This window comes from Novosphingobium sp. Gsoil 351, assembly GCF_009707465.1.
In the GTDB taxonomy this organism is placed as follows: domain Bacteria; phylum Pseudomonadota; class Alphaproteobacteria; order Sphingomonadales; family Sphingomonadaceae; genus Novosphingobium.
The window spans coordinates 1,200,916-1,223,792 of the sequence record NZ_CP046120.1 but is presented as its reverse complement, the minus strand read 5'-3'; the positions used below and the strand labels follow the sequence as shown (position 1 = coordinate 1,223,792).

At 62.4% G+C, this 22,877-nt stretch carries 26 protein-coding genes and 2 pseudogenes; 6 read left to right on the top strand and 22 right to left on the bottom strand.

The genetic code is table 11. The features are described 5' to 3' along the window. The first annotated feature begins 119 nt into the window (after positions 1-119). Positions 120-941 (top strand): PD40 domain-containing protein, encoded by an 822-nt coding sequence (locus GKE62_RS05865; protein WP_195908611.1) that lies wholly within the window; start codon positions 120-122, stop codon positions 939-941. Then, on the top strand, positions 931-1,203 hold the full coding sequence (locus GKE62_RS05860; protein ID WP_154691424.1) for a hypothetical protein: 273 nt from the start codon (positions 931-933) through the stop codon (positions 1,201-1,203). The genes GKE62_RS05865 and GKE62_RS05860 overlap by 11 nt, the downstream gene beginning before the upstream one ends. Positions 1,204-1,436: 233 nt before the next feature. Here the strand turns inward: GKE62_RS05860 and GKE62_RS05855 are convergent, their stop codons facing one another. The 6 genes from GKE62_RS05855 to GKE62_RS18815 all read right to left on the bottom strand — a co-directional run bounded on the left by GKE62_RS05855 (position 1,437) and on the right by GKE62_RS18815 (position 4,394). Continuing rightward, on the bottom strand, positions 1,437-1,775 hold the full coding sequence (locus tag GKE62_RS05855; RefSeq protein ID WP_154691423.1) for a hypothetical protein: 339 nt from the start codon (positions 1,773-1,775) through the stop codon (positions 1,437-1,439). Positions 1,776-1,834: 59 nt separating this feature from the next. Next, complete coding sequence (locus GKE62_RS05850; protein ID WP_154691422.1) at positions 1,835-2,293, bottom strand: GreA/GreB family elongation factor; 459 nt, start codon at positions 2,291-2,293, stop codon at positions 1,835-1,837. A gap of 221 nt (positions 2,294-2,514) precedes the next feature. After that, entirely contained in the window at positions 2,515-2,817 is a 303-nt protein-coding gene (locus tag GKE62_RS05845) for a hypothetical protein (protein ID WP_154691421.1), read from the bottom strand. Positions 2,818-2,842: 25 nt separating this feature from the next. Continuing rightward, positions 2,843-3,034: a DUF6771 family protein gene (locus tag GKE62_RS05840; protein WP_154691420.1), complete on the bottom strand. Its 192-nt coding sequence runs from the start codon at positions 3,032-3,034 to the stop codon at positions 2,843-2,845. Positions 3,035-3,123: 89 nt separating this feature from the next. Further along, positions 3,124-3,453, bottom strand: coding sequence for a hypothetical protein (locus GKE62_RS05835; protein ID WP_154691419.1), 330 nt, complete (start codon positions 3,451-3,453; stop codon positions 3,124-3,126). Positions 3,454-3,521: 68 nt separating this feature from the next. Then, a complete protein-coding gene (locus tag GKE62_RS18815; RefSeq protein ID WP_230206948.1) occupies positions 3,522-4,394 on the bottom strand; it encodes a helix-turn-helix domain-containing protein in 873 nt (290 codons plus the stop codon). A 640-nt stretch (positions 4,395-5,034) separates the two neighbouring features. Between GKE62_RS18815 and GKE62_RS05825 the strand changes: the two genes are divergently transcribed. Next, positions 5,035-5,205 (top strand): hypothetical protein, encoded by a 171-nt coding sequence (locus GKE62_RS05825; RefSeq protein WP_154691418.1) that lies wholly within the window; start codon positions 5,035-5,037, stop codon positions 5,203-5,205. 203 nt (positions 5,206-5,408) lie between these two features. On the opposite strand, the gene GKE62_RS05820 is transcribed toward GKE62_RS05825, so the two are convergent. Both GKE62_RS05820 and GKE62_RS05815 read right to left on the bottom strand, forming a co-directional pair. Next, entirely contained in the window at positions 5,409-5,654 is a 246-nt protein-coding gene (locus GKE62_RS05820; RefSeq protein ID WP_154691417.1) for a hypothetical protein, read from the bottom strand. Positions 5,655-5,751: 97 nt separating this feature from the next. Next, a pseudogene (locus GKE62_RS05815) lies at positions 5,752-6,030 on the bottom strand (transposase); the annotation flags it as partial. Between the two features lie 214 nt (positions 6,031-6,244). Between GKE62_RS05815 and GKE62_RS05810 the strand changes: the two are divergent. Then, positions 6,245-7,477, top strand: coding sequence for an IS110 family transposase (locus GKE62_RS05810; protein WP_370516065.1), 1,233 nt, complete (start codon positions 6,245-6,247; stop codon positions 7,475-7,477). An 8-nt stretch (positions 7,478-7,485) separates the two neighbouring features. On the opposite strand, the pseudogene GKE62_RS05805 reads toward GKE62_RS05810, so the two are convergent. The 9 genes and pseudogenes from GKE62_RS05805 to GKE62_RS05765 form a co-directional block, all read right to left on the bottom strand. After that, positions 7,486-8,402: pseudogene (locus GKE62_RS05805) on the bottom strand (IS3 family transposase); the annotation flags it as partial. 262 nt (positions 8,403-8,664) lie between these two features. Continuing rightward, on the bottom strand, positions 8,665-9,411 hold the full coding sequence (locus GKE62_RS05800; protein WP_195908610.1) for a cytochrome c oxidase assembly protein: 747 nt from the start codon (positions 9,409-9,411) through the stop codon (positions 8,665-8,667). 98 nt (positions 9,412-9,509) lie between these two features. Beyond that, positions 9,510-9,944 (bottom strand): hypothetical protein, encoded by a 435-nt coding sequence (locus tag GKE62_RS05795; protein ID WP_154691415.1) that lies wholly within the window; start codon positions 9,942-9,944, stop codon positions 9,510-9,512. After that, positions 9,941-10,546: a cytochrome c oxidase subunit 3 gene (locus GKE62_RS05790; RefSeq protein WP_195908609.1), complete on the bottom strand. Its 606-nt coding sequence runs from the start codon at positions 10,544-10,546 to the stop codon at positions 9,941-9,943. Before GKE62_RS05790 ends, GKE62_RS05795 begins: the two co-directional genes overlap by 4 nt. Then, a complete protein-coding gene (ctaD, locus tag GKE62_RS05785; RefSeq protein WP_255453605.1) occupies positions 10,539-12,422 on the bottom strand; it encodes a cytochrome c oxidase subunit I in 1,884 nt (627 codons plus the stop codon). The genes GKE62_RS05790 and ctaD overlap by 8 nt, the downstream gene beginning before the upstream one ends. A gap of 102 nt (positions 12,423-12,524) precedes the next feature. After that, entirely contained in the window at positions 12,525-13,556 is a 1,032-nt protein-coding gene (coxB, locus tag GKE62_RS05780; protein ID WP_154691412.1) for a cytochrome c oxidase subunit II, read from the bottom strand. After that, a complete protein-coding gene (locus tag GKE62_RS05775; RefSeq protein ID WP_154691411.1) occupies positions 13,553-14,113 on the bottom strand; it encodes a c-type cytochrome in 561 nt (186 codons plus the stop codon). The genes coxB and GKE62_RS05775 overlap by 4 nt, the downstream gene beginning before the upstream one ends. Beyond that, entirely contained in the window at positions 14,113-15,969 is a 1,857-nt protein-coding gene (locus tag GKE62_RS05770; RefSeq protein WP_230206947.1) for a PQQ-dependent dehydrogenase, methanol/ethanol family, read from the bottom strand. Before GKE62_RS05770 ends, GKE62_RS05775 begins: the two co-directional genes overlap by 1 nt. Positions 15,970-16,170: 201 nt before the next feature. Next, positions 16,171-16,557 carry a MarR family winged helix-turn-helix transcriptional regulator gene (locus GKE62_RS05765; RefSeq protein WP_370516064.1) on the bottom strand — a complete coding sequence of 129 codons (387 nt, stop codon included), beginning with the start codon at positions 16,555-16,557 and terminating at the stop codon, positions 16,171-16,173. Between the two features lie 594 nt (positions 16,558-17,151). On the opposite strand from GKE62_RS05765, the gene GKE62_RS05760 reads away from it, so the two are divergent. Beyond that, positions 17,152-17,520 (top strand): hypothetical protein, encoded by a 369-nt coding sequence (locus GKE62_RS05760; RefSeq protein ID WP_154691410.1) that lies wholly within the window; start codon positions 17,152-17,154, stop codon positions 17,518-17,520. Between the two features lie 425 nt (positions 17,521-17,945). Here the strand turns inward: GKE62_RS05760 and GKE62_RS05755 are convergent, their stop codons facing one another. The 3 genes from GKE62_RS05755 to GKE62_RS05745 are packed head-to-tail and all read right to left on the bottom strand — an operon-like array spanning position 17,946 to position 18,876. Further along, a complete protein-coding gene (locus GKE62_RS05755) occupies positions 17,946-18,215 on the bottom strand; it encodes a DUF5985 family protein (RefSeq protein WP_154691409.1) in 270 nt (89 codons plus the stop codon). Then, positions 18,212-18,481, bottom strand: coding sequence for a DUF5985 family protein (locus tag GKE62_RS05750; protein ID WP_154691408.1), 270 nt, complete (start codon positions 18,479-18,481; stop codon positions 18,212-18,214). The genes GKE62_RS05755 and GKE62_RS05750 overlap by 4 nt, the downstream gene beginning before the upstream one ends. Next, positions 18,481-18,876, bottom strand: coding sequence for a hypothetical protein (locus GKE62_RS05745; protein WP_154691407.1), 396 nt, complete (start codon positions 18,874-18,876; stop codon positions 18,481-18,483). The genes GKE62_RS05750 and GKE62_RS05745 overlap by 1 nt, the downstream gene beginning before the upstream one ends. A gap of 788 nt (positions 18,877-19,664) precedes the next feature. On the opposite strand from GKE62_RS05745, the gene GKE62_RS05740 reads away from it, so the two are divergent. Then, entirely contained in the window at positions 19,665-20,114 is a 450-nt protein-coding gene (locus GKE62_RS05740) for a hypothetical protein (protein WP_154691406.1), read from the top strand. A 189-nt stretch (positions 20,115-20,303) separates the two neighbouring features. Here the strand turns inward: GKE62_RS05740 and GKE62_RS05735 are convergent, their stop codons facing one another. Together GKE62_RS05735 and GKE62_RS18810 are read right to left on the bottom strand one after the other, a co-directional pair. After that, positions 20,304-21,647, bottom strand: a complete 1,344-nt coding sequence (locus GKE62_RS05735; RefSeq protein ID WP_370516087.1) for a chloride channel protein — start codon at positions 21,645-21,647, stop codon at positions 20,304-20,306. 8 nt (positions 21,648-21,655) lie between these two features. Next, on the bottom strand, positions 21,656-22,867 hold the full coding sequence (locus GKE62_RS18810; RefSeq protein WP_230206945.1) for a hypothetical protein: 1,212 nt from the start codon (positions 22,865-22,867) through the stop codon (positions 21,656-21,658). Between the last annotated feature and the right edge of the window lie 10 nt (positions 22,868-22,877).

Below are 22,877 nucleotides of genomic sequence, written 5' to 3'. Positions count from 1 at the left end.
GTTCTTCTCGATCATATCTGACTCGGCGCCTCGTATTCAGCACCGCCTGTGCGATCTTGGCCTCGACCGCGCTTGGCGGGGCGCTTTATGCCGCCGCGTTCAGCGAATGGAGCGTGCCGGTGAGCGCCGAGGAAGGCTCGGACCCGTCGCTCAATACCCTATTCAATGATGGCTGCCCGATCCTCTCACCCGACGGCCTTAGTCTGTACATGGCAACCAACCGGCCCGAATTTCCTGGTGATCCGTTTCCCGATCTGAATATTTGGGTTGCGCGTCGCGAGACGACGACGTCGGGATGGGGGGCGCCGGTGGAATTGCCCGCTCCGATTAACACCTCCGACAATGAATATTGTCCGTCGCCGTTACGCGGAAAGGGCCTGCTGTTTGTCCGCGCGCCCGCAGGGACCAACAATGGGGACATCTTCCGCAGCCGGCTAAGCCAGGACGGTTGGGATACGCCCGAGCGTCTGCCCGACACGATCAATAGCACCGCGCAGGAGTGGAGCCCCTCGCTCTTCACTGACGACGACGGCAACGACGTATTGTATTTCTCGCGCACGACAGGGCCCGCTGGCGGTCCACACAGCATCTATGCCAGTGTCAATTCCAGACCCGCGCAACTCGTCGGCGAACTCAGTATCGGTGGAGATGCGGCGCGACCAAACGTCCGAAAGGACGGCCGCGAGATCGTATTCGACTCGGGCCGGGCATCGAGCTTGGGCGGGCAGGACGTGTGGACCTCGGAGCGCGCTTCGACCAGCGACCCCTGGTCACCTCCGCAGCACCTCGGGGTGGTGAGTGGCCCTGGAAACGATACCCGCGCGTCGCTTTCGTGGGACGGCACCTTCCTCCTGGTCGGATCGGTGGGCAAGCCCGGAGGTGAAGGCCAAGCGGACATCTACGTCGCGACGCGCTCGAAGCTCAAGGGTTATGAGCGCTAAGGCGGTCGTCGGAATGATCGCCACTGGCGCGGCGATCCTGGCATTGGGGCTCGGCGGGCTGATCGCAATGCGCCCTCCGGAAATTCCTGCCGGTCGTGCTGCGGGTCTGGTCCAGATCGGCCCAGCCAATCCTCCCGCATGGAGTCCACTGCCGTTGGCGACGCCGTTCGCTGCTGCTGACCCCGCCAGTACCAAGGCACCTGATGGCGCCACGAGCGCGGGCGTTTGGTCAACCCCTGCCGAGTTCGCACCGCCCGACTGATCGTGCGAAGGCTGCATGGTGATACGTTCGATACAGGCGGGAAAGCGTGGCGTCGACCTCGTAAGCACCGTGCGTCGGATGCGGCGACCCTGATTGGCGTTCAAACGACTTCACAGGACGCAATCATCGCCAATAGTCTATCGTTCTCCCCCACTGAGGGGATGCCTTGGCGTCCGGTTAGTGACAAACGAATCCGAAACCTGTCGGACGGAATTCGGTCTCTATTCAGCCGATTAGCGCTGCTTTTTTGAGGTGGTGGCAGTGAAGTCTGGGTCCTTCTTGGCGACCCAATCGACAAATTTGCGCACGTTTGGATTGGCCAGAAGGGCCTCCACATCCATCGCATGGCGCTGCAGTTCAGAATTGGTGAAATTGGCGACCAGCGCCTGTTGGCAAATCGGATGCATGGGAACGACATCGCGGCCACCCCGGCTTTTCGGTACCGGATGATGCCAGACGGTGGTCTTGCCAAGGGGCCGGCGACACAGCCAGCAAGGTTCTATCGCCGCTGAAGGCTCCGCGACGCGATCAACGTTCTCATATGGGTCACGTTTCGAATTCTTACGGCTCATGCCTCAGGCCCTGCCAAGTGTCGCGCTGCCCAGCCAGCGTGATTTGCTTTGGGGGAAGGTCATGGCGAGCTGATCTCGAGGATTCTGATTGCGTCGGCAACAGCGCCAAACGGGAGCACCTCGCCAACCGCTGCTCCGACGACCGCGCGGGAGAGCGGCGCGGTGAACGAGACGAGGCCAGCCGCGGGTTCGGCCTCGTCGCTGCCCACGATCTGAAATGTCTTGGGTGTGCCATTCAGCGAGATGGTGACCTTCGACCCGAATTCCACGTTGTCCGAAGCCGGCGGGGGCATCACTTCCGCCGTGATCTGGCGGGTCTGCCAATAGCGCAGGTCCCGCTTGAGCGCCGGAAGAGCGTCCTCTTCAGCATGGTCAATCTCGGATTCCAGTTCCGCTACCCGACTGGCGATGAGTTCCAGGCCGCGTTTTGTCACCAGATTAGGGCCAGCCGGGATCGGCAGCTCGAACTTTGGCTCGAGATGTTCCTCGTCACTGTCACGCCGGAATGCCACGCTCATTAGATCGATCCCGTTTGACCCGTCGCACGCGCAGGAAAAGTGTTCGGTTGGACGTCACCGCCCCCGCAGCGCAAAGCACGGAATGGAACCATATTGCCTGGTTTTCTAGTTTCGCGTCACGGCAATCGCGGCATCATTTCCGTCGCGACGGAAAAGGTGGACCTTGGCCAGCTTGCCCGGCCCATCGACAGCAGGATCAACGGACATCGACGGGCTCCCGTTTACCGGAAGCGCGACAGCGCGCGCTTCCATGCCCGCGGCTCGGGCTCGGGCAACAGAATCTCGCCCGGTCCTTCGCGCACCACTTCGATGCGTTGCGGCCTGATCCGATGGCCCGCCCTTTCACTACAGCTCCGGCACCGGAAGCGCGCGAGCGCCTGGCCGAACTCATCGTTCCAGCCGCATCGATGAAACCACCACCACAGGCCGGGCGCCCAGTAGCGCGCGCTGCGTCCGCAGCCGCAGGTGACGAGCACCGCGCGGGACTGGATCGCCGTCTCGAGGATCGTCGTTGCCTCGAGCATCCCGGACGCCGACCAGCGCGCCACATTACACGGCCAGCCCGAGTTGCGCCGGATCGGGCGCGGCGCGATCGTCACCGATCTCATCGATGATCACGCGGGCGAGTTCCTGGGCCGCTTGGTGCCGCATCCCTGGATCGGGCGCGGTCAGGCCGACACGAGCCCACCCCGGCGACTTGAGGAGAAGGGTGTCGGCGAGAATGTCAGGATCGAGTCGCATGCCATGATGAGAACATAAACGGAACATCTAGGCGAGTTGGTACATAGGCCGCTTCGGGGCCGAGACCGCCAGGAGGCTTGGAGATCGGGCTAGCTAGCTGGGCCGATCGCGTCCTCGCGCTCTGCCGCACGCAGAGTGGCGTGGATGGGCTGGTTGAGCCACTCCCACCATAGCTGGCGCAGATCGTCGCGATATCGTTCCACACCCGGCTTGTTCCTGAGCCGCAAGGCCCATTCCAGTCGCAACAGCTTCACGGGGATCCTTTCGGCGATGTCGGCTCGATCGGGTGGGCCGCCGGCGCAGCGCAAGTGGGACAGTTCGCCGTAGATTGCGCCCAGCGCACCAGGCGGCAGGGCGTCGCCCACGCCGACAGCGCATAACGCTTGATATATCCGCGCTTGAGCCTGCCCCTCGATCATGCCAGGTCCGTTAGCTGAACATGGTTAATGAACGGCAAATTGGTGATCTGGGCGGACAGGAATTGCAGCTACGCGGCCGTTTCCGGCATGGCAGCTGTCGCACGCTGGAAATGGAAGTACCGCCCTTCATGGGTTCGATTTGCAGTCACTGGAATCGTCGCCAGCGCTTGGACGAGCCGAAGCGCCGCAGCCGGCAAACCGAACGTGCGCCGGAAAGTCCGGCTGAGGTGCGCAGAATCCGCGAACCCGGCGTCGTGGGCAGCCTCGGTCAACGAGCTTCCGCCTGCATATTTTGCGACCGCGCGCTCGAGCCGCAGCCAAAGCACGAAGGTCTTGAATGGCAGACCAGTGTGTTTGACGAACAAATGCCGCGCGCGGTCGTCGGACAGTTGGGCAAGGCGTGCTGCAGTGGGCAGGGTGATCGAACCGTCCAGATGGTTTCGAGCATAGTCGATCATGGCCTGGACACGGGGATCGGGCAAACTCCCCTCGTCCGCGGTCGGGAGCGCATCGACGATGTCTTGCCCCAGTTGCCGGATCTCCGCACCACTGGCGCCGCCCTCATAACAATTGCGAAGCCCGCCGAGGGCCGATGCCAAGGGCCCGGTCGTGACGCTAGCCGCGTGCCTGCCCGCAAGGATGCCTTGCTGGAGCGCTCTGCCCGCGGCGCTCTCGGGCGCAACGAACAGGAAGGCAGCGACGCCGGTTGCCTCGAAGGTGTGGCTTGCATCTGCATCAACCGCAGCAACCGGACCCGAAAGGTCCTCACCAGCAACGCCAATCTTGAAATCGCCTTTTAGAGCAAAAGTGACCTGGATCGCGTGGTGGGAATGCGGCCGGAGCTCAGCTCTGTCTTGCGTGCCCTCGAGCAGCCACAGAGCAGCTCCCTCCCACACGACGATCTGGCCACGGCCCACAAGTGCGATGATCTTGTCCTTCAATCCTGGCGGCGTCGCCCCGGGAAGCGATGGCATCGCAAAATATACTCGCCCCGTCAGCCGCTACGTTCAATCGTCCGGATTGGAGACGAATTAAAAGGCTAGCTCCCAAGGCCCGACGAAAGGAGTTCACCAATGACCTGCAAATGCAATCCCTGCGCTTGCTCTCCCACCTGCCAGTGCTCGACTCAACCGAACGCTTGCAAGTGCGGCCCGACATGCAAGTGCGGACCATCCTGCACCGGCAAGCGGTGATGGACAGTCGCCCGCCTCGCGAGCACGGCTCGGGAGGCGGTCGACTGTTTCAACAAACGACGCGACTGCTTAGAGGGTCGAAGGGTCATTCTTCTGTGAGGGACGATACCTCGCTTTCGGAACCCGAGACCCGCACATCGAATTCCACCTCTTCGCCGACCGCTGTCACCGCTGGTGGGGCCTTCCGTTTCTGGCCCCGGCCCGAAATTGCTGAGGCCTCTCAGCATGGGAACCGGCCCGAACTTGATGAGTCGTAATGTGATCCGACCGTTTTCCGTGTCACTTCGGTTGAACGCCCGGCCCTTGGGTCGTAGCACTGCCGGGGCACGCGTGGGCGGTTGGGGTAGGCGAAACACCTCAGCCGCCCTCGCATATGATGGCAAGAGCGATGCCGTTCATAATCATCGACGCCGAAGGAAAACCGCTTTGCGACGACGTGGGCGAGCGGATCGTCCTGGCTTCGCACCAAGAGGCATTGCGGTGGGTTAAATCCGGCGAACAGGTCGTGCCTTACCTGGATCGTCGCCGCCAACGATCCCTTCGCCACGAGGAGAACTGAGCGAACTAGTGGAAGCAGCGCTCTCTGCCCTTGGACCGACTGAATACAAGGCAGCGAGATAAGATGCCTATCCCGAAAACCTGGGAACAGTCGTCACCGCCCTTATCATAACCTCTGTAAGCCTCGGGCGGGCACGTGCGGCCGGATCAATTGCGGCGCTGCGATGTTGGGCAACCACCGTGCGCCGACCAATCTATTCGGGCCTACTTGGCCGTAACTATCTTTCTGGCCGACTTGCCTGCTTCCCTCGGTGGGATTGTGCGAATTATCGCCGCATATTCTGCTGTGAGGACAAAGAGCAAAAACTCGATCCCGGCCCACTCCCCGGTCGCCACGCCTTTCAAGAGATCGAGGACCAGGAACGCGATTGCCAACAGGCGAAAGAAAAGAAAGCTGTTGGTAGGGACGTCTGCCCGGCGCGTGGCGCCGATTATCATGATCGCGCTCATCCCGCCCCAAAGAACCGATCCGAAGAAGGTCTCTGCGCGTGACCTGCCCCCCGCTGGCTCCCTCGATCTGATGTAGAGTCTGCCCCAAGGTGCACTGCTACCCAACCTTGGACCACTCTGGTCTAGAGTTTTCCGCCTGGCCCAGGTCCGGGAGGCTGGTGGCCCCGGCCGGGTTTGCCAGCATGATCGGAGGGATATTCCCGATCGCGCTGTGCGGTCGCTCTTCGTTGTAGTGTCTACGCCAGCGGTCCAGCTTCTCGCAAGCGTCTTCCAACGACAGGAACCAGTGCGTGTTAAAGCATTCGTCGCGCAGGCGACCGTTGAACGATTCCACGAACGCATTATCCGGCATGATGCATGACGGTGACCCGTTCCTGACGTCAGTGGCAACTGCTAGGTTCCGCTGATCCGGGCCATGGGGCACCGGGAGCACAGAGAGTGCGGGCAGGCCGTCGCACTGACATGAGCTGCGAGCTCGAGGTCGTTATCTGGCCGCCCCTGCGACTAGCCCGGATGCGCTGCGAGCGCGGATCCGTAATTGTCGTGTTGCCCGCCAGCTCCCTCAACCTTGTTGGACCAAGGAGGAGGTTATGCGGATTGTTGGCATGGACATCCACCGGGTAGCGGCCGAGGCCGTGGCGCTGCTCGATGGCAAGTTGGAGAAGCTCGGCCGCATCCCCATGCTACGCGAGCGGCTAGAGGAGTTCGCCAGGAGGGAGCTCACGCATGACGACCACCTGATTGTCGAGGCCACAGGTAACGCAGCGGCCGTCGTCGAGCTGCTGGCCCCTCACGTCGAACGCGTCGTCATCGCCAACCCGAAGCAGGTGAGACTGATTGCGCATGCCAAGATCAAGACCGACGCTATCGATGCCGCGGTGCTCGCCAAACTGTACGCAACCGGCTTCCTACCGGAGGTGTGGATTCCCGACGAGGCAACGCTCGCCCTCCGACGACAGGTGGCGCGCCGCACGCAACTGATCCGCCAGCGAGTGCGGTTGAAGAACCTCATCCAGTCGATCCTGCACGCGCATCTGATCCCACCGTGCCCGCATGGCAACCTTACCGGTATCAGCGGGCGAAAGTGGATCGCCGCCCAGTACCTGCCCGACGACGAACGCGCCGCAGTCCAGCGCCACTTAGCGCAGATCGATCTCATCGAAGGATCGCTCAAGGACGTGGAGGCCGACATCGCAAGGGCCACCATGTCTGATCCGGTCATCCGGCGGCTGATGACGCTACCGGGCGTCGATATGGCGGTCGCTTCGGGCGTAGCTGCGGCCATCGGGGACGTTCGGCGCTTCGGCGATCCAACGAAGCTGGTCGGCTATCTCGGCCTCAACCCGAGTACGCGCCAGTCTGGCGAAGGGCCCGCCTACCATGGGCGCATCACCAAGCAGGGTCGCGGCCAAGCGCGCGGAATGCTCGTCGAAGCCGCATGGGCTCCAGCGCGATCGCCGGGCCCATTGCGCGCGTTCTTCCAGCGCGTGGCGGCGAAGCGGGGCAAGCCGATCGCTGCGGTCGCCACTGCGCGCAAGCTCGCAATGATCATCTGGCATATGCTCACCAAAGGCGAGGATTACATCTGGGTGCGGCCGGCCTTGCTCGCTCGCAAGTTCCGCAGCATCGAGCTCAAGGCAGGCTTGCCGCCCGAGCACGCCAAGCGCGGCGCGGCCTACGATTATAACATCCCGGAGAAGCGAGCGGCCGAGCGAGTGCGCGTCGAGAAGGCAGAAGAGTCGTACGCCGACTTCACCTCCCAGTGGCGAACCAGGCCTCGCACCAGATCACGCATGGAGAGGAAAATGCCAGCATCTGCATGAAAGGGCTTTTCTACAACATCCGTGTCTGTCGGCTTCCCAGGCCGCGAGAAGTCGAGCGTCACACCCCTCTGATAAGCCCATAGATCCATGTCCCGCGAGACGAACTCGCTGCCATTGTCCACCCTGATCGTCCTTGGATAGCCCACCGTCCGGCAGGCCGCCTCGAGCGTTGCCACGACATCCTCGCCACGGTAACTGAACCGCGCATCGATCACCGGCGAGAACCGGCTGAACGTGTCGACCACGGTCAGGATGCGCAGCTTGCGACCTGTCGCTAGTTGGTCATGGACGAAGTCCATGGCCCACACATCGTTCGGCCGGATGGCCGGCGCACGATCCTCGCGCAACTTCGCCTTCACCCGCCGCTTGGTCGTCTTGTTGCGCAGCTGCAGGCCCAACTCCCTGTAAAGCCTGTAGACCTTCTTGGCGTTCACGACCCAGCCTTCCCGGCGGAGGATGTGATAGACGCGGCGATAGCCGTAGCGGACGTGCGTCTCGCAGATGGCTTTGATGCGCTTCTTGAGTACGGCCGGATCGGTGCGGCGGGATTTGTAGTGGTAGCTCGAGGTGTCGAACGGCAGGACCTTGCAAGCCCTCCGGATCGATACGCCCCAGTCCGCCAGCATCCCGCCGACCAGCTCGCGCTTGCGATCCGGCCTCAGAGCTTTCGGCGAATGATATCCTGCAGCATCTCCCGGTCGAGCGTCAGGTCAGCGACGATCCGCTTGAGGCGGCCGTTCTCCTCCTAGAGTTCGCGCAGCCGCCGCATCTCGGTCGGCAACAGCCCCGCGTACTTCTTCTTCCAGTTGAAGTAGGTCGCCTGGCTGATCCCCGCCTTGCCGCAGACCTCCGCCACCGGCGTTCCCTCCTCGCCCTGCTTAATCACAAACGCCTTCTGCGCATCCGTAAACTTCGATGCCTTCATGCCACGCCTCCTTGCCCAGCCAAGGAAATCTGAGGCCAAAGACTCTAGCTCAAAACGATCCAGTTTTCAGGTGGCAGAGCACCACTTTCCGTCCCCGAAAGCGGCGGGCATCTACCTCATTATCCGGCATGCCCTTTTAGGGAAGGACAAAAGTGCCTACTTCGAGAAGGGAAGGATTAGTTTTGCCTCGCGCTTGCAAGTGCGAATTACTGCGAGTGCCGTTGATGATTCTAGTTTCGTGAAAATGATCGGAGCCTCACCTTTAACTTTCAGGGCGTCTCATCTGCGAACGCTCGGACTGTATCATCAAAATCGCACGGAGTGAGGATGCGAGATACAGCATCCCGGCCGGCAGCCACATCAAAAGGCCAGCCACCTGCTGATCTGAAAGCCCGTTCGCGGCGTAGGGGAGGTAAAGTGGCAGTGGCGCAAGCGTAATCAGAGCGGCGAGCAAATTGCCTTGAAGGCCGATGAGAGTGACAATGACGACGGCACTCAGTCCATCAAGCCGTCGGTCGCCAGCGGTCGAAATCATCCGCCAGAAAACCGCCGAGGTCACCAGGAACGTCAGATGCTCGATCGTGTGCAATGTAGGATCGGCTAGCGCAGCGTCGTACATGCGCGGGGCGTGCCACAACCATAGCCCGGCTGCGAAGGCCAGCCCCGCGAGCGGGGGTGCGGCGCGACTTGATCCGCCGCAACGTACGCCGGGCGTGCGGTTGACCGTGCGTCCGATCCTTCGACGTGGAGCTATAGGGAAGGCCATCAGCGCGACGAGATGGGCGTTGCCCATCGACATAAGGGGCGCAGCCACCAGCATCAGCAAGAGATGCTGCGCCATGTGCCACGCAAAACTGGCATCCGCGAGTTCGTCGATCGGTGAAAAGAGCGCGACGATGATAGTGGCGACGCCGCCAGCATACGCTAGGACTCGTCTCCGCGGAGCGATGGCGGCGCGCTGCCGCGGTCCCATCCGCGCGAGACCGGCTGCGTAAAGCGTCACCGACATGAGTAGGAGAGCGAGCGCAACTGGTTCGACGCTCCAGGGGGCGGGCGCCTCGCCTCCATGCGCCAGCGCCCGGAGCGGCCACAGGACCCCAACCGCGATCAGGGCAAGGTGGGCAGGCCGAGGCATCGATGGAGAATAATGAGCGAGGTCAACTGGACAATAACGGCCAGGGCGAAGACGATGCTGGCACATAGGCCGAAATACGCGAGAAATCGCGTCCGCCCATCGCCCTCACTTTGAACCTTGCGATGGCCTCCCTTGCCTTCACCGCGAGTGCGGCGGAAATTTCCGGCCGAAACGATAAGACCGGTCGCGATCACGACAAGAGCGAGGAGATTGACCCCCGTGATGATGGGGCGCGACGCGCCGCCCCCGTCGCACGAAATGGCGGCGAGGGCGTAGCTGACGATCACCTGCGCGGCGAAGGCGCCCGGCGCCAGTACCAGACCGAGAACGATACGCCAGCGCGGCAGGGTGCCCTTGAGCGGCGCGGGGTGCGACACGGCGCTGATGAGAGGGTGCAGGTCGCTCATGCGATCCGCGGCGACACGTAGATGGTGATGAAGACGAAGATCCACACCGCATCGACGAAGTGCCAGTACAGGGTCGCCAGCGTGCGGTGTTGGTCATGCCCCGCGTGGATCTTGCCACGCAGGCTCCAGACCAGCATGACGATCAACGCGACCAGGCCGATGGCGACGTGGCTGAGATGCGTTCCGGTGAGCAGGAAATAGATCGAGCTGTAGCTGCTGTCGCCCAGCCCGAAGGGCTTGTCCGCCCATTCCCTGGCACTGAGCCCCATGAAGACCAGGCCAAGCAAAATCGTCAGGCCGTAGGCCAGCCGCGCGGTCCCCAGCTTGCCCAGGCGGGCGGTGCGCTTGCCCCACTCTGCGGTTACGCTCGACCCCAGGAGGATCAACGTCGCCGGAATGGCGAGCGTCAGCGACGGGGAACCGCCGGTCGTTGGCCAGGGCCCGGCCGGACCTTGCGTCGCCAGATAGGCGTAGGAAAAGATCAGGTAGACGAAGAGGATGCCTTCGGTCGCGATCAGGCACAGCATGCCCCACCACGGCGTGCCCACAAGCCCTTGGCCGTGGACGGGCAACGTCTGCTTCAGCGTGCGCACCTCAGCCATAGACTCGCACATCCTCGGTGCCCGCGGTCACCGCATGGGGCCGGAACCAGACTGCCAGCACAACCAGCACCGCGAGCATCCCCAGCCCGCCGATCCAGGGCGAGAGCAACAGCATCCCGCCGAAGGTCACGAACAGTGCCAGCGACAGGAACACCGGTAGCAAGCTGTCGCCGGGCATCTTGAGGATCACGTCCGGTTCCCCGTCCAGGGGCGTGACCGCAAGCGTTTCCTTGCCGCGATCAAGCAAGAAACCCTCGGCAAAGACCGATCGCTCGTCGCCCCCTTCAAGCCGGTCTTCCCACAAAGGATGCCGTGATGCGACGACGGGAATGATCGCGAAATTGTAGATCGGCGGGGGTGAGGTCATCGACCACTCCAGCGTCGGAGCGTCCCACGGGTTGGGCCCGGCGAGCCGCCCGGAGATGCGCGCGCGGGCGATCTCGATGAAGAACCACAGCAGCCCCAGCGCGAATAGGAACGCGCCCACGGTGATCACCATGTTGACGCCGGAGAAGCCCATCCCGGCGGCGTAGGTGTAGACCCGCCGCGGCATTCCCAACATGCCCAGCCAGTGCATGGGCAGGAACGCCACGTTGAAACCCGTGAACATCAGAGCAAAGACCCACTTGCCCGCGCGTTCGTCCATCATCCGTCCCGTCATCTTCGGAAACCAGTGATAGATCCCGCCCACGACCGCGAAGAGATTGATGCCGATCAGCACGTAATGAAGGTGCGCGACGATGAAGTAGGTGTCGGTCAGCTGCCAATCGAGCGCGAGACTGGCGGTCATCACGCCTGAAACGCCTCCGATCACGAACAGCAGGATGACCGAGGCGAAAAACAGGAACGGCGTGGTGATCCGCACGCGGCCCGTCGCGATCGTGGCGATCCAGGCGAAAACCGATATCGCGCTGGGGATCGCGATCACGAAGCTGGCGGCCGAAAAGAAGCTCATTGCCAGCGTCGGCAGGCCGGTCGCGAACATGTGGTGGACCCACACGCCGAACCCGACGACCATCGTCGCCACGGTCGCCATCGCGACGAACGTGTAGCCCACGAGCGGGCGCCGGCAGTGGACCGGCAAGCCATCGCTGACCATGCCCATCGCCGGCAGCACGATGGCGTAGACCCAGGGGTGACCGAACATCCAGAAGAGGTGCTGCCACAGCAGCGGCTGGCCCCCGCCCGACACTTCGAAGAAGTGGGTGCCCAGGTTGCGGTCCATGAACAGCATCACGCAAGCCAGGCTGACCGCGGGGACCGCGAACAGATTGGCGACTGATCCCGTCAACGTGCCCCAGACGATGATGGGAAGCCGGTTGATGCTCATGCCCGGCGCGCGCATCCGCAGCAGCGTCACTACGAAGTTGGCCGAGCCTACAGTGGTGGAAATGCCCAGGAATATCAGGCCGATACAATACACATCGATGTTCGGGCCCGGATTAAACTCCGCGGAAGCCTGGGGGACGTAGTCGAACCAGCCGCTGTTCGGTGCCGCGCCCAGCGGGAAGCTGATGTAGAGGAACAGTCCTGCGGCCAAGAAAAGCCAGTAGCTCAGCGCGTTGAGCCGGGGGAACGCCATATCGCGGTTTCCCAGCATCAGCGGCCAAAGGTAGTTTGAGAAGCCCGAGAGGATGGGCAGCGCGTAGAGGAAAATCATCGTCACGCCGTGCATCGAGAACAGTTGATTGTACTGTTCGGGCGTGAGCAGCGTGTTGTCGGCTTCGGCCAGCTGGATGCGCATGATCAGCGCTTCGAGCCCGCCGATGATAAGGAAGACGAAGGCCGTGATCAGGTAGCGGATGCCGATCGCCTTGTGATCGACCGTGCCGAACCAACCTTTTAGCCCGGGCGCCTCCCCCCAGGATGCCTCCAGAGCCTCGCCGATATCGGCAGGGATCGGCGAAAGGGGCGGCTTGGTGTCGACCGGGCCGTGCGCGCGCGCGCCGCGATTCCGGAGCGGTGCGTTCAGGTCTGATCATGACAGGCGTTCGAGCCACGCGGCCATCCGCCCGCGCTCATTAGGCGTCAGTTGCACCCGCGGCATCTTGACGCCGGGCTTCACCGCCTGCGGATCCTGGAGCCAGCGATCGAGATTGGCCAGGGTGTTCGCCATCCATCCGGCAGCGATCGTTCCGCGCGAGCCGAAGTGCGTCAAGTCCGGCCCCGCGATGCCTCCGGCTGATGTGCCGCGCACGGCGTGGCAGGCGCCGCAGCGGCTTTCAAAAGTCGCCTGGATGGTTTGTTCCGGAAGCATTGCGCCGGGGCCCTCGGACGGAACACCTGACGGGGACATTCCACTGGGCGGCGAATGCGCCGCATTGTCGAACGCCGCGTTCGTGCCGTAGGCGGGCTGCGCCTCGTGCGCCAGCCATTGTCGGAAGAGGGCGGGCGTGACCGCGCGCACCGTGAAAGCCATGCGCGCGTGCTCGAGCCCGCAGTATTCAGCGCACTGGCCGCGATAGACGCCAGGCCGGTCCGCTTCGAGCCAGGTCTGGTTCGTCTGGCCCGGGATCATGTCCATCTTGGGGCCCAGCTTTGGCACCCAGAAATCGTGGATCACGTCGTTGCTGGCGAGCTGGAGCCGAACTGGAACGCCGGTGGGGATGACCACCTCGTTGGCGGCAGAGATGTTTGCGCCCCCCGCAAGATAGCGCACGCTCCACCACCACTGGTGAGCGGTTACCTCGATCGTCACACCCGGCTTGCTCGGCGGTTCCGCCAGCTGGCGGGTGACCAGAAAGTTCCACACCGCCATCGCCGCCAGCACCGGGAAAGACAGGCCCAGGCCCCACCAGATCAGCATCAGACCGTCGCCCTCGCCCGCGATTCCGTCCGGGCCCACAATGGCCGCGCGGCGCGAGCGGCGGATTGAGATCAGGATAAGCACCGCGACAATGACCACGACCGCGGTGCAGATCGCGCTAAAGCCCCACGCCAGCGTCTGCAGCGTCTGGGCGCTTCGGCTGCCGCCGCCCGCCATGTAGCTGAGCGGAGCGCTGCCGCTCATTGGCCTTCCAGGATCGGCGAACCGCCCTTTGCGGTGCTGCCTTTGCGCTCATCGCCATCGCGCGCCGCTACGCCGGCCTTCGGCTCGATGCCCCCGCCGAGCGACTCGACATAGGCGGTGAGTGCCCACAACTTGTCGGGAGGCAGCGCAACGCCCCAGGCGGGCATGCCCTGCGGGCGCCCTTCGAACAATGTCTTGTAGACTTGGGCCGGTTTGCCGCCATAGCGCCAGTATTCGTCGTTTAGCGGCGGTCCCATGCCGCCGCCGCCGTCATAGCCGTGGCAGCCCGCGCAATTCATCTGGCGGAATAGTTGCTTGCCCTCGGCGACCACCGCGTCCGAGTCGCCACGGGGATTGGGCATATCGATCGCGCCATGCGCTGCGGCTCCGCCGGCCATATCGCCCAGCGGCACCGATGCCGGCCCCTGGTATCCGGTGTTGGAGAGAACGGCGGCACTTAGCCGCGTGTCAGGCGCGGTCCGCAGGATCCAGCCGCTGACCGCCGCGCCGAAGGCCGCGGACGCCAGCGCGATCGCCACCACGCAAGCCGGGCGCATCAGCCGCGGCTCCCCGGTCCCTGACCCGACACCGTATCGCCCTGTGGTCGGGAGGCGCCGCTTTGCGTGCCGGAAACGCTCTTGCCGTCGATCGAGAAGACGTAAAGCGTGGACCCGCGCGGCGGATACCCGTCGCGGGCGGCTTGAACGCCCGCAGCGCCACCCACCCCACTGGCGATAGCCACATACTGAGTTCCATCCGGACCCCGATAAGTCATGGGCTGGCCAATGATTCCGCTCGATAGCTTCTGCTGCCAAAGGATCTTGCCGATCCGCGCGTCGACCGCGCGGAACCAGCCATCACTGGTACCGTAGAAGACTAGGTGACCCGCGGTCGCCAGCGTGCCGGACATTACCATGAACCGTTCAGGGATACGCCAAGCCGCGCGACCCTTGACGGGATCCCATGCGATCAGCTGGCCCCAGTCGCCGTCCGGACCGTCGACGCTCATGCGCTTCATTTCCATTCCGTCATAGGGAGTGCCGGCGATGTAGCTCACTTTGTGATCGGTCAGCTTCATGCAGATATTGAACGCGCCGACGTAGACGAGCCCCGTCTGCGGGCTGAAGGCCGGCGGCTCCCAGTCCTTCTGGCCGATATCGGGCGGGCAGACCCGGTCGAGCGCCTTTTCGGGATGCGGTTCACTGGCCTGGTTCACGATCGGGCGGCCGGTCTTGTAGTCGAACCCGGTCGACCAGTTCTGGTAGGCGAAATTGTCTGCTCTGATGACCTCGCCTGTCTGGCGATCTAGTACATAGGCAAAGGTGTTACGATCGAAGTGCACAATGGTCTTACGCATCCGGCCGTTGATCGGAAGGTCGAGCAGCATCATCTCGTTGACGCCGTCGTAGTCCCATTCATCGTGCGGGGTGAACTGGTAGGCCCAGACCGCTTCTCCCGTGTCAGCGTCCCGTGCAAACACGGCGCTGGAGAACAAGTTATCGCCCGGGCGCTGCACGGGAACGCGCGGACCGGGGTTGGACGTGCCGTAGAAAACCAGGTTTGTTTCAGGATCGTAGCTGAAGAAGCCCCAAGCGGCACCAGCGCCGTGCTGCGCCATACCCACGGGCCAGGAGGTGATACCAAGGTCTTTTCCGCGCAGTTGCGGGTAGAAAGGTTTGAACCGCGCTCCGATTTTCACCTGCTGGTCGTTGCCGACCGAATAGGCGCGCCACAGCTCCTTACCGGTTCCCAGATCAAGTGCGGCCATCCAGCCGGCGACCCCCATTTCTCCGCCCGAATTGCCCACGAAGACTTTGTCGCCCGCTATAAATGCTGGGCTAGTCATCGTGACGCCCTTGGCGACGTCCGCCATCTTGGTGCGCCAAACTTCTTTGCCCGTCTTAAGATCGACTGCGACGACATGGGCGTCGAGGAGGCTGTAGACTAACTTTCCTCCTCCGATGGCCCAGCCGCGGAGTACCGCGTCGCAACAAGCTTTGCCGATGGCCATCGGTGATGGATTGGGAGAAAACGCCCACTTTATGGGGGATCCCGGCTTTGTAAGGTCGAGCGCGTAAGCGCGATCCGGGAAAGGCGAGACAAGATACATGGCGTCGCCTTGAACGAGAGGCGCACCCTCGTGCCCGTAAAGGGCGCCATCTGAAAACGTCCAAGCGACCTTCAGCTGGGAAACATTCGCCACATTGATGTCATCGAGCGTGGAGTACCGGCTATTGGCGAAGTCCTTTGCTTGGCTCGTCCAGTCGCCGTCATTTCCACCTGGTGCGGCGTTGAAGGAACCCGCTCTCTCGGCATGCGAAGTTAGGCTAGTCGATTGGCGGGGTACGTGGTCACTTTTGGAGCAGGCCGCCAATGGAGGGATCAGTATCAGAGCTAACAAGATCGCGGCCACTCCGCGTCCTTTCGTCTGACCCCCAGCTCGCGCGCGCCGGGGTCGAGGAAAGCGTGCCGAGAGGCTGGCCGCGGCAATCTCGCTTTTAATGTGGCCACAGGAAAGCGATCCGGATGCTAACATAGGAGTGCCTCTCTTGCCGAGATATGTCATAGAGCGATATATCCGGCAAGCCTGTCCGGCTTGATCAGGTCAGCGTATCTAGCATCGCTTCAAGAATCGGGCGTAGGCGATCGATTTCCCCCGGTTTATGACTGACAACCGCTCGAGGACGTCGCGGCCCTTTCGGGTGAGAACAATAAGCCTTTGGCGGCGATCTTTCTGGGAGCTTTGGCTCGTTACGAACCCAGTGGCCTCAAGTCTCGCGACAAGGCCTGATGCGCTGTGAGGCTTGATTATCAGGCGCTCCGCGACATATCCGATGTCGGCTTCCTGTGTCGCTGCGCGGACAGCAAGAAGCGCCTGATGTTGTTGAGGAGTAAGGCCAAATCTTGCAACCTGAGACCCGCTGAACGCGAGAAAGGTTCGTAAAGCGTAGCGAAAATTGGCTAGTGCTTGATAGTGTTCGTCTGTCAGGCTTGCGGGCAAGACATGGTCTCCCTCGGATTCAAACGCGTGTAGGCGTGTTAGCAATATCGAAGAAATCCCGAGATGTAGATACTCGGTGAAGCGTCCGTCACTCAGCCGGCTCGACGGAGACGGGTGTGGGTCTGACCCTCAACCCAGTGACGTCCCTGGTTGAAGTGATTGTGGAAGTTGGCGTGCAAGATTCCACGGAAGGAGCATCGAGTGACGCCGCACGTTGTCTTTCTGATGCGGTAGACATTTGCCATGCCTGCCACTGATGCACTTCTCGCGAGGGGGTCGCCAAGACTAAGGAATGGGCGGCGGTAGCGCGACCCAAGCTCCCCGTTGAGCCTATGCCCGCTATCCACCTTCATTTAATCAGTCGCGGTCGTTGGAGCTGTGCCCGCAGGCAGTCAGGCCAGCTGGCTAAGCGTTCCCAAGCCTGATTGACCGACGAGGGGGCCGCAGGCCGACAAACCGCTTTCGGACCCTTAGGCCGCGATAGCGGTCGATCCGCAGCTACCTGGGCGGAAACTGGGTGTCGCGGTTCCCTTGGCGGCAGGAAATGGCTAACGTAGGCGCGGTCGCACTTCCTTCACCCCTCGGAGATCGCCAATGCGCTTGCCGGCCAGCATTGCTTTCGTGGTTGCCCTGCTCGCCTCAAGCGGAGCGATCGCGGCCGACCTTCTCCCCCTCAAGCAAGGCATCTATGTGCCTACTGGTCGACCCTGCAAAGGGGCGTCCAATGCGGAGATAGTGACCTACTGGGGCGGCAAGAGCTCCATCGGCGCCTCCCAGGGCGAATGCTCAATCAAGACCGTCACGCAGAAAGGCAACGTCTTCACGCTCGGGGATCAGTGTCGAGATATTCAAAGCGGTGACGTGATAGTGGGTGGCCTTACGGTCCTCACCATCAGGAATCCCAGCAACTTTCGCATGAGCGGAACAAATTATCGGTATTGCGGAACCAAAGTGCAATTCTGAACCGGCTCCATGCCCACCTCGATGCCGCGTTTCCGGGTTCCGAAATTATCGCCTTCTATCCCGCCGATCGCCCGATGTCACTCGGGTCACGGGCAATGGGGCCGGTTCCGGCCGGGCCGCTCAAAAGGGCCAGCCCTTGAATTCTCGCCATTCTAATCGACCGGCATTCGCCCGGCACCATGCCAGAAGATGGGCGTGACATTTGCCTGATAGCCGGCGGTCGCTAAGCTCGCTACCGATCGCGGACGCGGTGAAAATATGCGACGGCCACACCAGCCGCCCCAGGCGCGATCCGCGCAAATATCTTTCGACGAAGCTTTGTCCGATCTTTCGAAGCTTCTTCGCCTCTCGAGTCCGCGTCGTCTTGCAAACGATGTCGGTATCAGCTGAGGACGCCTCTCCTGACGGCCGAGCCGCTACGCCAGCTACCGCAATTCCCCGCGATTCTTGCGCCAGATCGCTATGATAATGAGAAGGAAGGCTGCCAATCGAAGCAAATAAAGCCAGCTCCGCTCTTCGACCGGCCACTCGGAAAGCGTCGTCAGGGCCTGACCAATTCCGAGCAGCCAGAACGCGATTGCGAAGGCCAAGAACAGGCCGTCCTTAGACCTGAGCCAATAGCGCAGAAAGAACAGGCCAATGGCGCCGAAGCCAAATGTTATAGCTCCCGCGAGCAATGCCAACAGCGCCGTCATCGTTCGTTCCAGATCAGGCCATAGAGCATTGAACCTACCGCCACGAGCGAAAGCGCGTATCGCAATAGACGCAGGTCGATATTGGGCACGAGCAGCAGGTCTATTACAACGATCAGGCTGTTCAGAGCCAGGAAGACGAAGCAGATCGCGCTCCAGAACAGCAGGGGTTGGCCGCTGCGTGCATATCCCCGTCCTAGCAGGCAAGCACAGATGGCCGCCGTGACAAGGCATAGCACGTACACCAAGGTCGGTGCTGCAGGGGCCATCAATCCTTCCTCAGCTTGAATGCGGCAGCGAACGCGGTTGCGCCAGGGTTCAAGGCGGCGACGATCACCCTGCGGGCGGCATCGGGGTTTTTTCGATAATATTCGAGCGCAGCATCTGCGAGCGCACCTAGACGAGGGGTGGCGGGGGCATAGCAGATCGTGTCATCGCCATGGATTGACACCAGACCCGCGGCCATCAAGCTTTCCAGGCTCTGCCGCACAACAAGCAAACTTGCTCGCATTTCGCGAACCAGGTCGCCTTCGGCAATCGTCCGATCGACATGAGCGCGCAATTGACCAAGCACTTCGATCGACCAGACCGACCGAAACGTATCGCGAATGAATTCGACGGCCTCCTCTGCCGAGGGGCTGGCAATAGGCTCCGGCGTTGGCACTTCGCTACCCGGTAAACGACGAGCGCATCTTCGCAACCCCTGACGCGAACGCGCAGTGCTGCATTAGCCAGGCACGCGAGTATGCTCTCGGAGTTAGAACCGCGTGCGTGCGTTACCCAAGAACCGCAGCAGCGTCCGCTTCCTGCCGCGGTGGGCGACGATGATCATAAAGGTGTCAGATGTGCGCAGGCGGCGTTGGGCCAGTTGCGGCTGAGATGCTAGTCCATCCCGGACACCTCGCTGGAGGAACACCTCATGTTTCAGTTGCTGGCCAGTGCCGTCTTGGCGGCGGCGCTCACGACACCGTTCTGCATCCTGATTGCCTAAGAGCAGGGAACGGCGCTCGCCATCGTAGATCCTGACGGAACACTCATCGACCGGGTCGAAGTTGGTACTTGGCCGCACGAGGTTGAGGTGAGCCCCGACGGCCGGACGGCCTACATCTCCCAATTCGGGATAACCGACTACGACAGCCGCATCGGCACTCCCGGCGATCACGTCAGCCGCATCGACTTGCGATCATCTCGGGAGACTGGACGCTTCACGCTTCCCGACGGCCTGCGAGCGCCACATGGTGTCAAGCTTCGCCCGCGCACCGACGAGCTATTCGTCAATGCGGAGTCCGGCGGCGATACGATGCTCGTGTATAATTCCGGTACCGGCCGCTTGCTCCGAACATTCCCCTTGGCAAAAGGCACTCACAATTTCGTCTTCTCGGCTGATGGACTCTCGCTCTTCGCGTTTGCCGGAGTGGAGGGATTTCCAAATATCAGTCCGAGACCGGTGTCATGCTCGCGACCCTCAAACTTGATACGTCGGTGAGGGGCCTGCGCCTAACCCGCAAAGGCGAACTCGCAGCTTCGGGCAAGGGGGAGATCACGCTGCTGAATCCTCTGACACTGAAGACTGCGCGGCGTTGGGCTTCGCCAGTCAAAGGTCAACTAATTTACCTCGAAAGCTTGCCCGATGGCACGCTCGTTGCCCCATCAATTGCCGATGGCGGGGTCGTCTGGATCAAACACGCGAGAGCGCCGCGGTTCTTCTTCACGCGTAAGGGTGCTCTAAATGTTCGCCTTGGCCCGGATGGAAAGCTGTACGTCGCGAACGTCGATGACGATCATGTCACCGTAGTCAGCAAAGCGGGCATGGTCATCGGCCAAATAGGCCATGGGATAAAAGGACCAAATGGGCTTGCCTTCGGTAACTGTCCGGCGATGAGCCGAGCACATCTGAAATGAGTCAAATCGGGAAATACTGAGGCGGTGACTACAAAATTCCGGCTGGGCTGGAGGGGTGTTTGCCTGTGCCCGCGGTCTGGATTCGCACTCAGCTGGAGCGGCGGGAGTTCTTCTATTCCGACAGATTTGCATGACCACATGGCTGCGGTTCTTCATTCACCGCCTGGCGGAGTAGACGAGTGGCCCCATCTAACTTCCCCCCAAGTGTCCGGAATTCTCGGATTTGACGACTGTCGGTGACATTGACCGATTGAGGAACCGCTCGGAGAGACCATGGTAAAGCCGTTCCTTGCTCACTAGTTGAGCGGCGAAATCGGCTATCAGAGCGGTGGCGAGAAGTGGCAGCATCAGTCCGCGGCTTGCAGTCGTCTCCGAGATGATGATGACAGCGGTCAGCGGCGCGCGGACGACCCCGGTGAAATAGGCGACCATCCCGAGCAACACAATCGCGCCAGCCGGGTAATGGGGAAATACGCTGCGCAGCACGTCGCCAATGCCCGCTCCCACCGAAAGCGAGGGCGCGAAAATCCCGCCAGGAAGGCCCGATACAGCCGTCGCGAGCGTCGTCACGAACTTGGCGGCCCCAAACCACAGCGGAACGTGGGCTCCAGAAATGATCGCGTTGGCGGTTCGATAGCCAGTTCCCCAGGTCAAGCCGGTGGCTACGCCCAGGACCGCCACCGCGATCCCGCAGGCCGCCGCGAATGCTACCGGTCTCGCCCGCAGCCAGAGTACCGGTGCGAAGGCGGTTGATTTTCCGGCGCTGAGCATCAGCCGCGAAAACAGCCCCCCGGCGATCCCGCCGAAAACTCCCGCTACCGGGGTCGCAACCAGGGCGTCCCCCAGGCTCAAGGTCTCGCGCATCACCCCGAAATAAACGTAGTCGCCCGCCAATCCCAAACTGACCATGCCGGCGATGAGCACCGCCGCCATGACCAACAGGGTCATGCGCTGCTCATAGGCCGCAGCGAGTTCCTCTATTGCGAAAGCGACTCCGGCGAGCGGGGTGTTGAACGCTGCGGCGACACCCGCCGCGCCGCCTGCGATGTAAACCGAAGCGCGCAGCGGGATCGCCATCGCGCGATGCGCGTAGCCCATGATTGAGGCTGCGATCTGAACAGTTGGTCCCTCGCGACCGACTGAAGCGCCGAACAGCAGTGCCCCGATCGTCAGCACGAACTTCGCCGCGACCGTGCGCGCGGAAACGAGTGTCCTTATCGCGGCTTCCGGATCGCGCGAGGCGGCGATGATTTGTGGTATTCCAGATCCGCCGGCCGCGGGTGCCAGTAATCTCGTCAGCCATACCAAGCCCGCGAATCCCAGCGGCGTCGCAAGCAGCGGTGCCCACCAGCAGCGCCTCTCGATCGTCAGGAATATTTCGCCAGCCCAGTCGGACAGGCGTGCGAACAGCAACGCGATGAGGCCAATCAGGATCGCCCCGCCGAGAATGGCGATTCGCCGTCGCCATACCAGGGCCTCGGGACCATGCCGGCGCAGCAGGGCGCGAGCCCTTCGCGGGGTAAGTCGATGCAAGCGCACCCTCAACCCTCCGCTGGCGCGCCGACCAGGGTCGCCACCAGGCAGATCGCTCCAACGATCGCGAATCCCGCCAATCTTGTCGGCGTGGCGACGTCTGTCTTGCGCGCCACCATGAACGCGAGCACGCACTGAAACGCGTAATACAGCGCGAACGCCCGCGACGAGATCGCGACGACTTCGAATGGGTCGGTCAGCCAGACCACAGCGACGGCCAGACCCGCGGCAAGCGCAAAAGCGGCACGGACGCTCAGCTTCTTTTGGGTGACCTCGCTGAGTAGCCCGCCGGAACCGATCGAGTCCGCGACCGCCGCGCTGAGCTGGCTGGCGAGCGCGCCGATCAGCACGAAGATGCCTAGAGCGGGAGCGACCAGGGTCATGATATCGAGAATCCCCGCCACACCCTCGGCATCCGCCGCGCGTCCCAGAAATGGCGTCAGCAGGGCCAGGAACGCGAGATAGATGCCCGAGGCGAGCCATTGCGCATGACGCATCGTCCGGATGCGTAGATCCTGCGAATAGCTTTGTCCGAGATAGCGGGAGGTCTCGAAGCCCTGTACCGTGATGACCAGTCCAAGCAGCAGCGGGATGCTGTTCCATCCGATTTTCGCGGGAGGTAGCGGGTCGGAAGCGGTGTTCGTCAGCCACCAGCAGGCTAGTCCCGCCAGCATGCCCGCGATGATGCCGATCTTGAGCGAGACGGTGCCGTGCGCGAGATGCTCGACCCGACGTAGCCCGCTGCCAAACGCCAGCGCCACGATGCCGAAGAGGATCAGAGTTACGAGCGCGTTCGAAACCAGGCTGTGCGACGCGGGACCGATGGAGATCGGCTTGAGCAGAAACTCCGCAAGCAGCTTGAGATAGTAGGCTACCGAGATTGCATAGGCGATGGCGAGCACGGCTTGGGTGATCCGGGCGAGCCACGCCACCGGATCGTGAAGCGTGGCCCGTTCCAGATAACTTTCGACGTGAACGATGTTGAATCGGATCACCGCGCCCGCCGCATAAGCGATCGCGAGCAGCACCGCCTCGGCGAGGATGGCCGCCTGGCCGAACTCCCGCGCGAGGATCGGACCGCATATGAGGAACCCGCTGCCGATGATCGAGGCCAGCGGCGTGACCGTCGCGCGCCATGATTCTGATCGCGCGAAACGCCCGAATGACAGGAAGGCGGTGACGGCGACTGCGCTTGCGAGAGCTACAACTGTGACAATCATTGGGCGACCC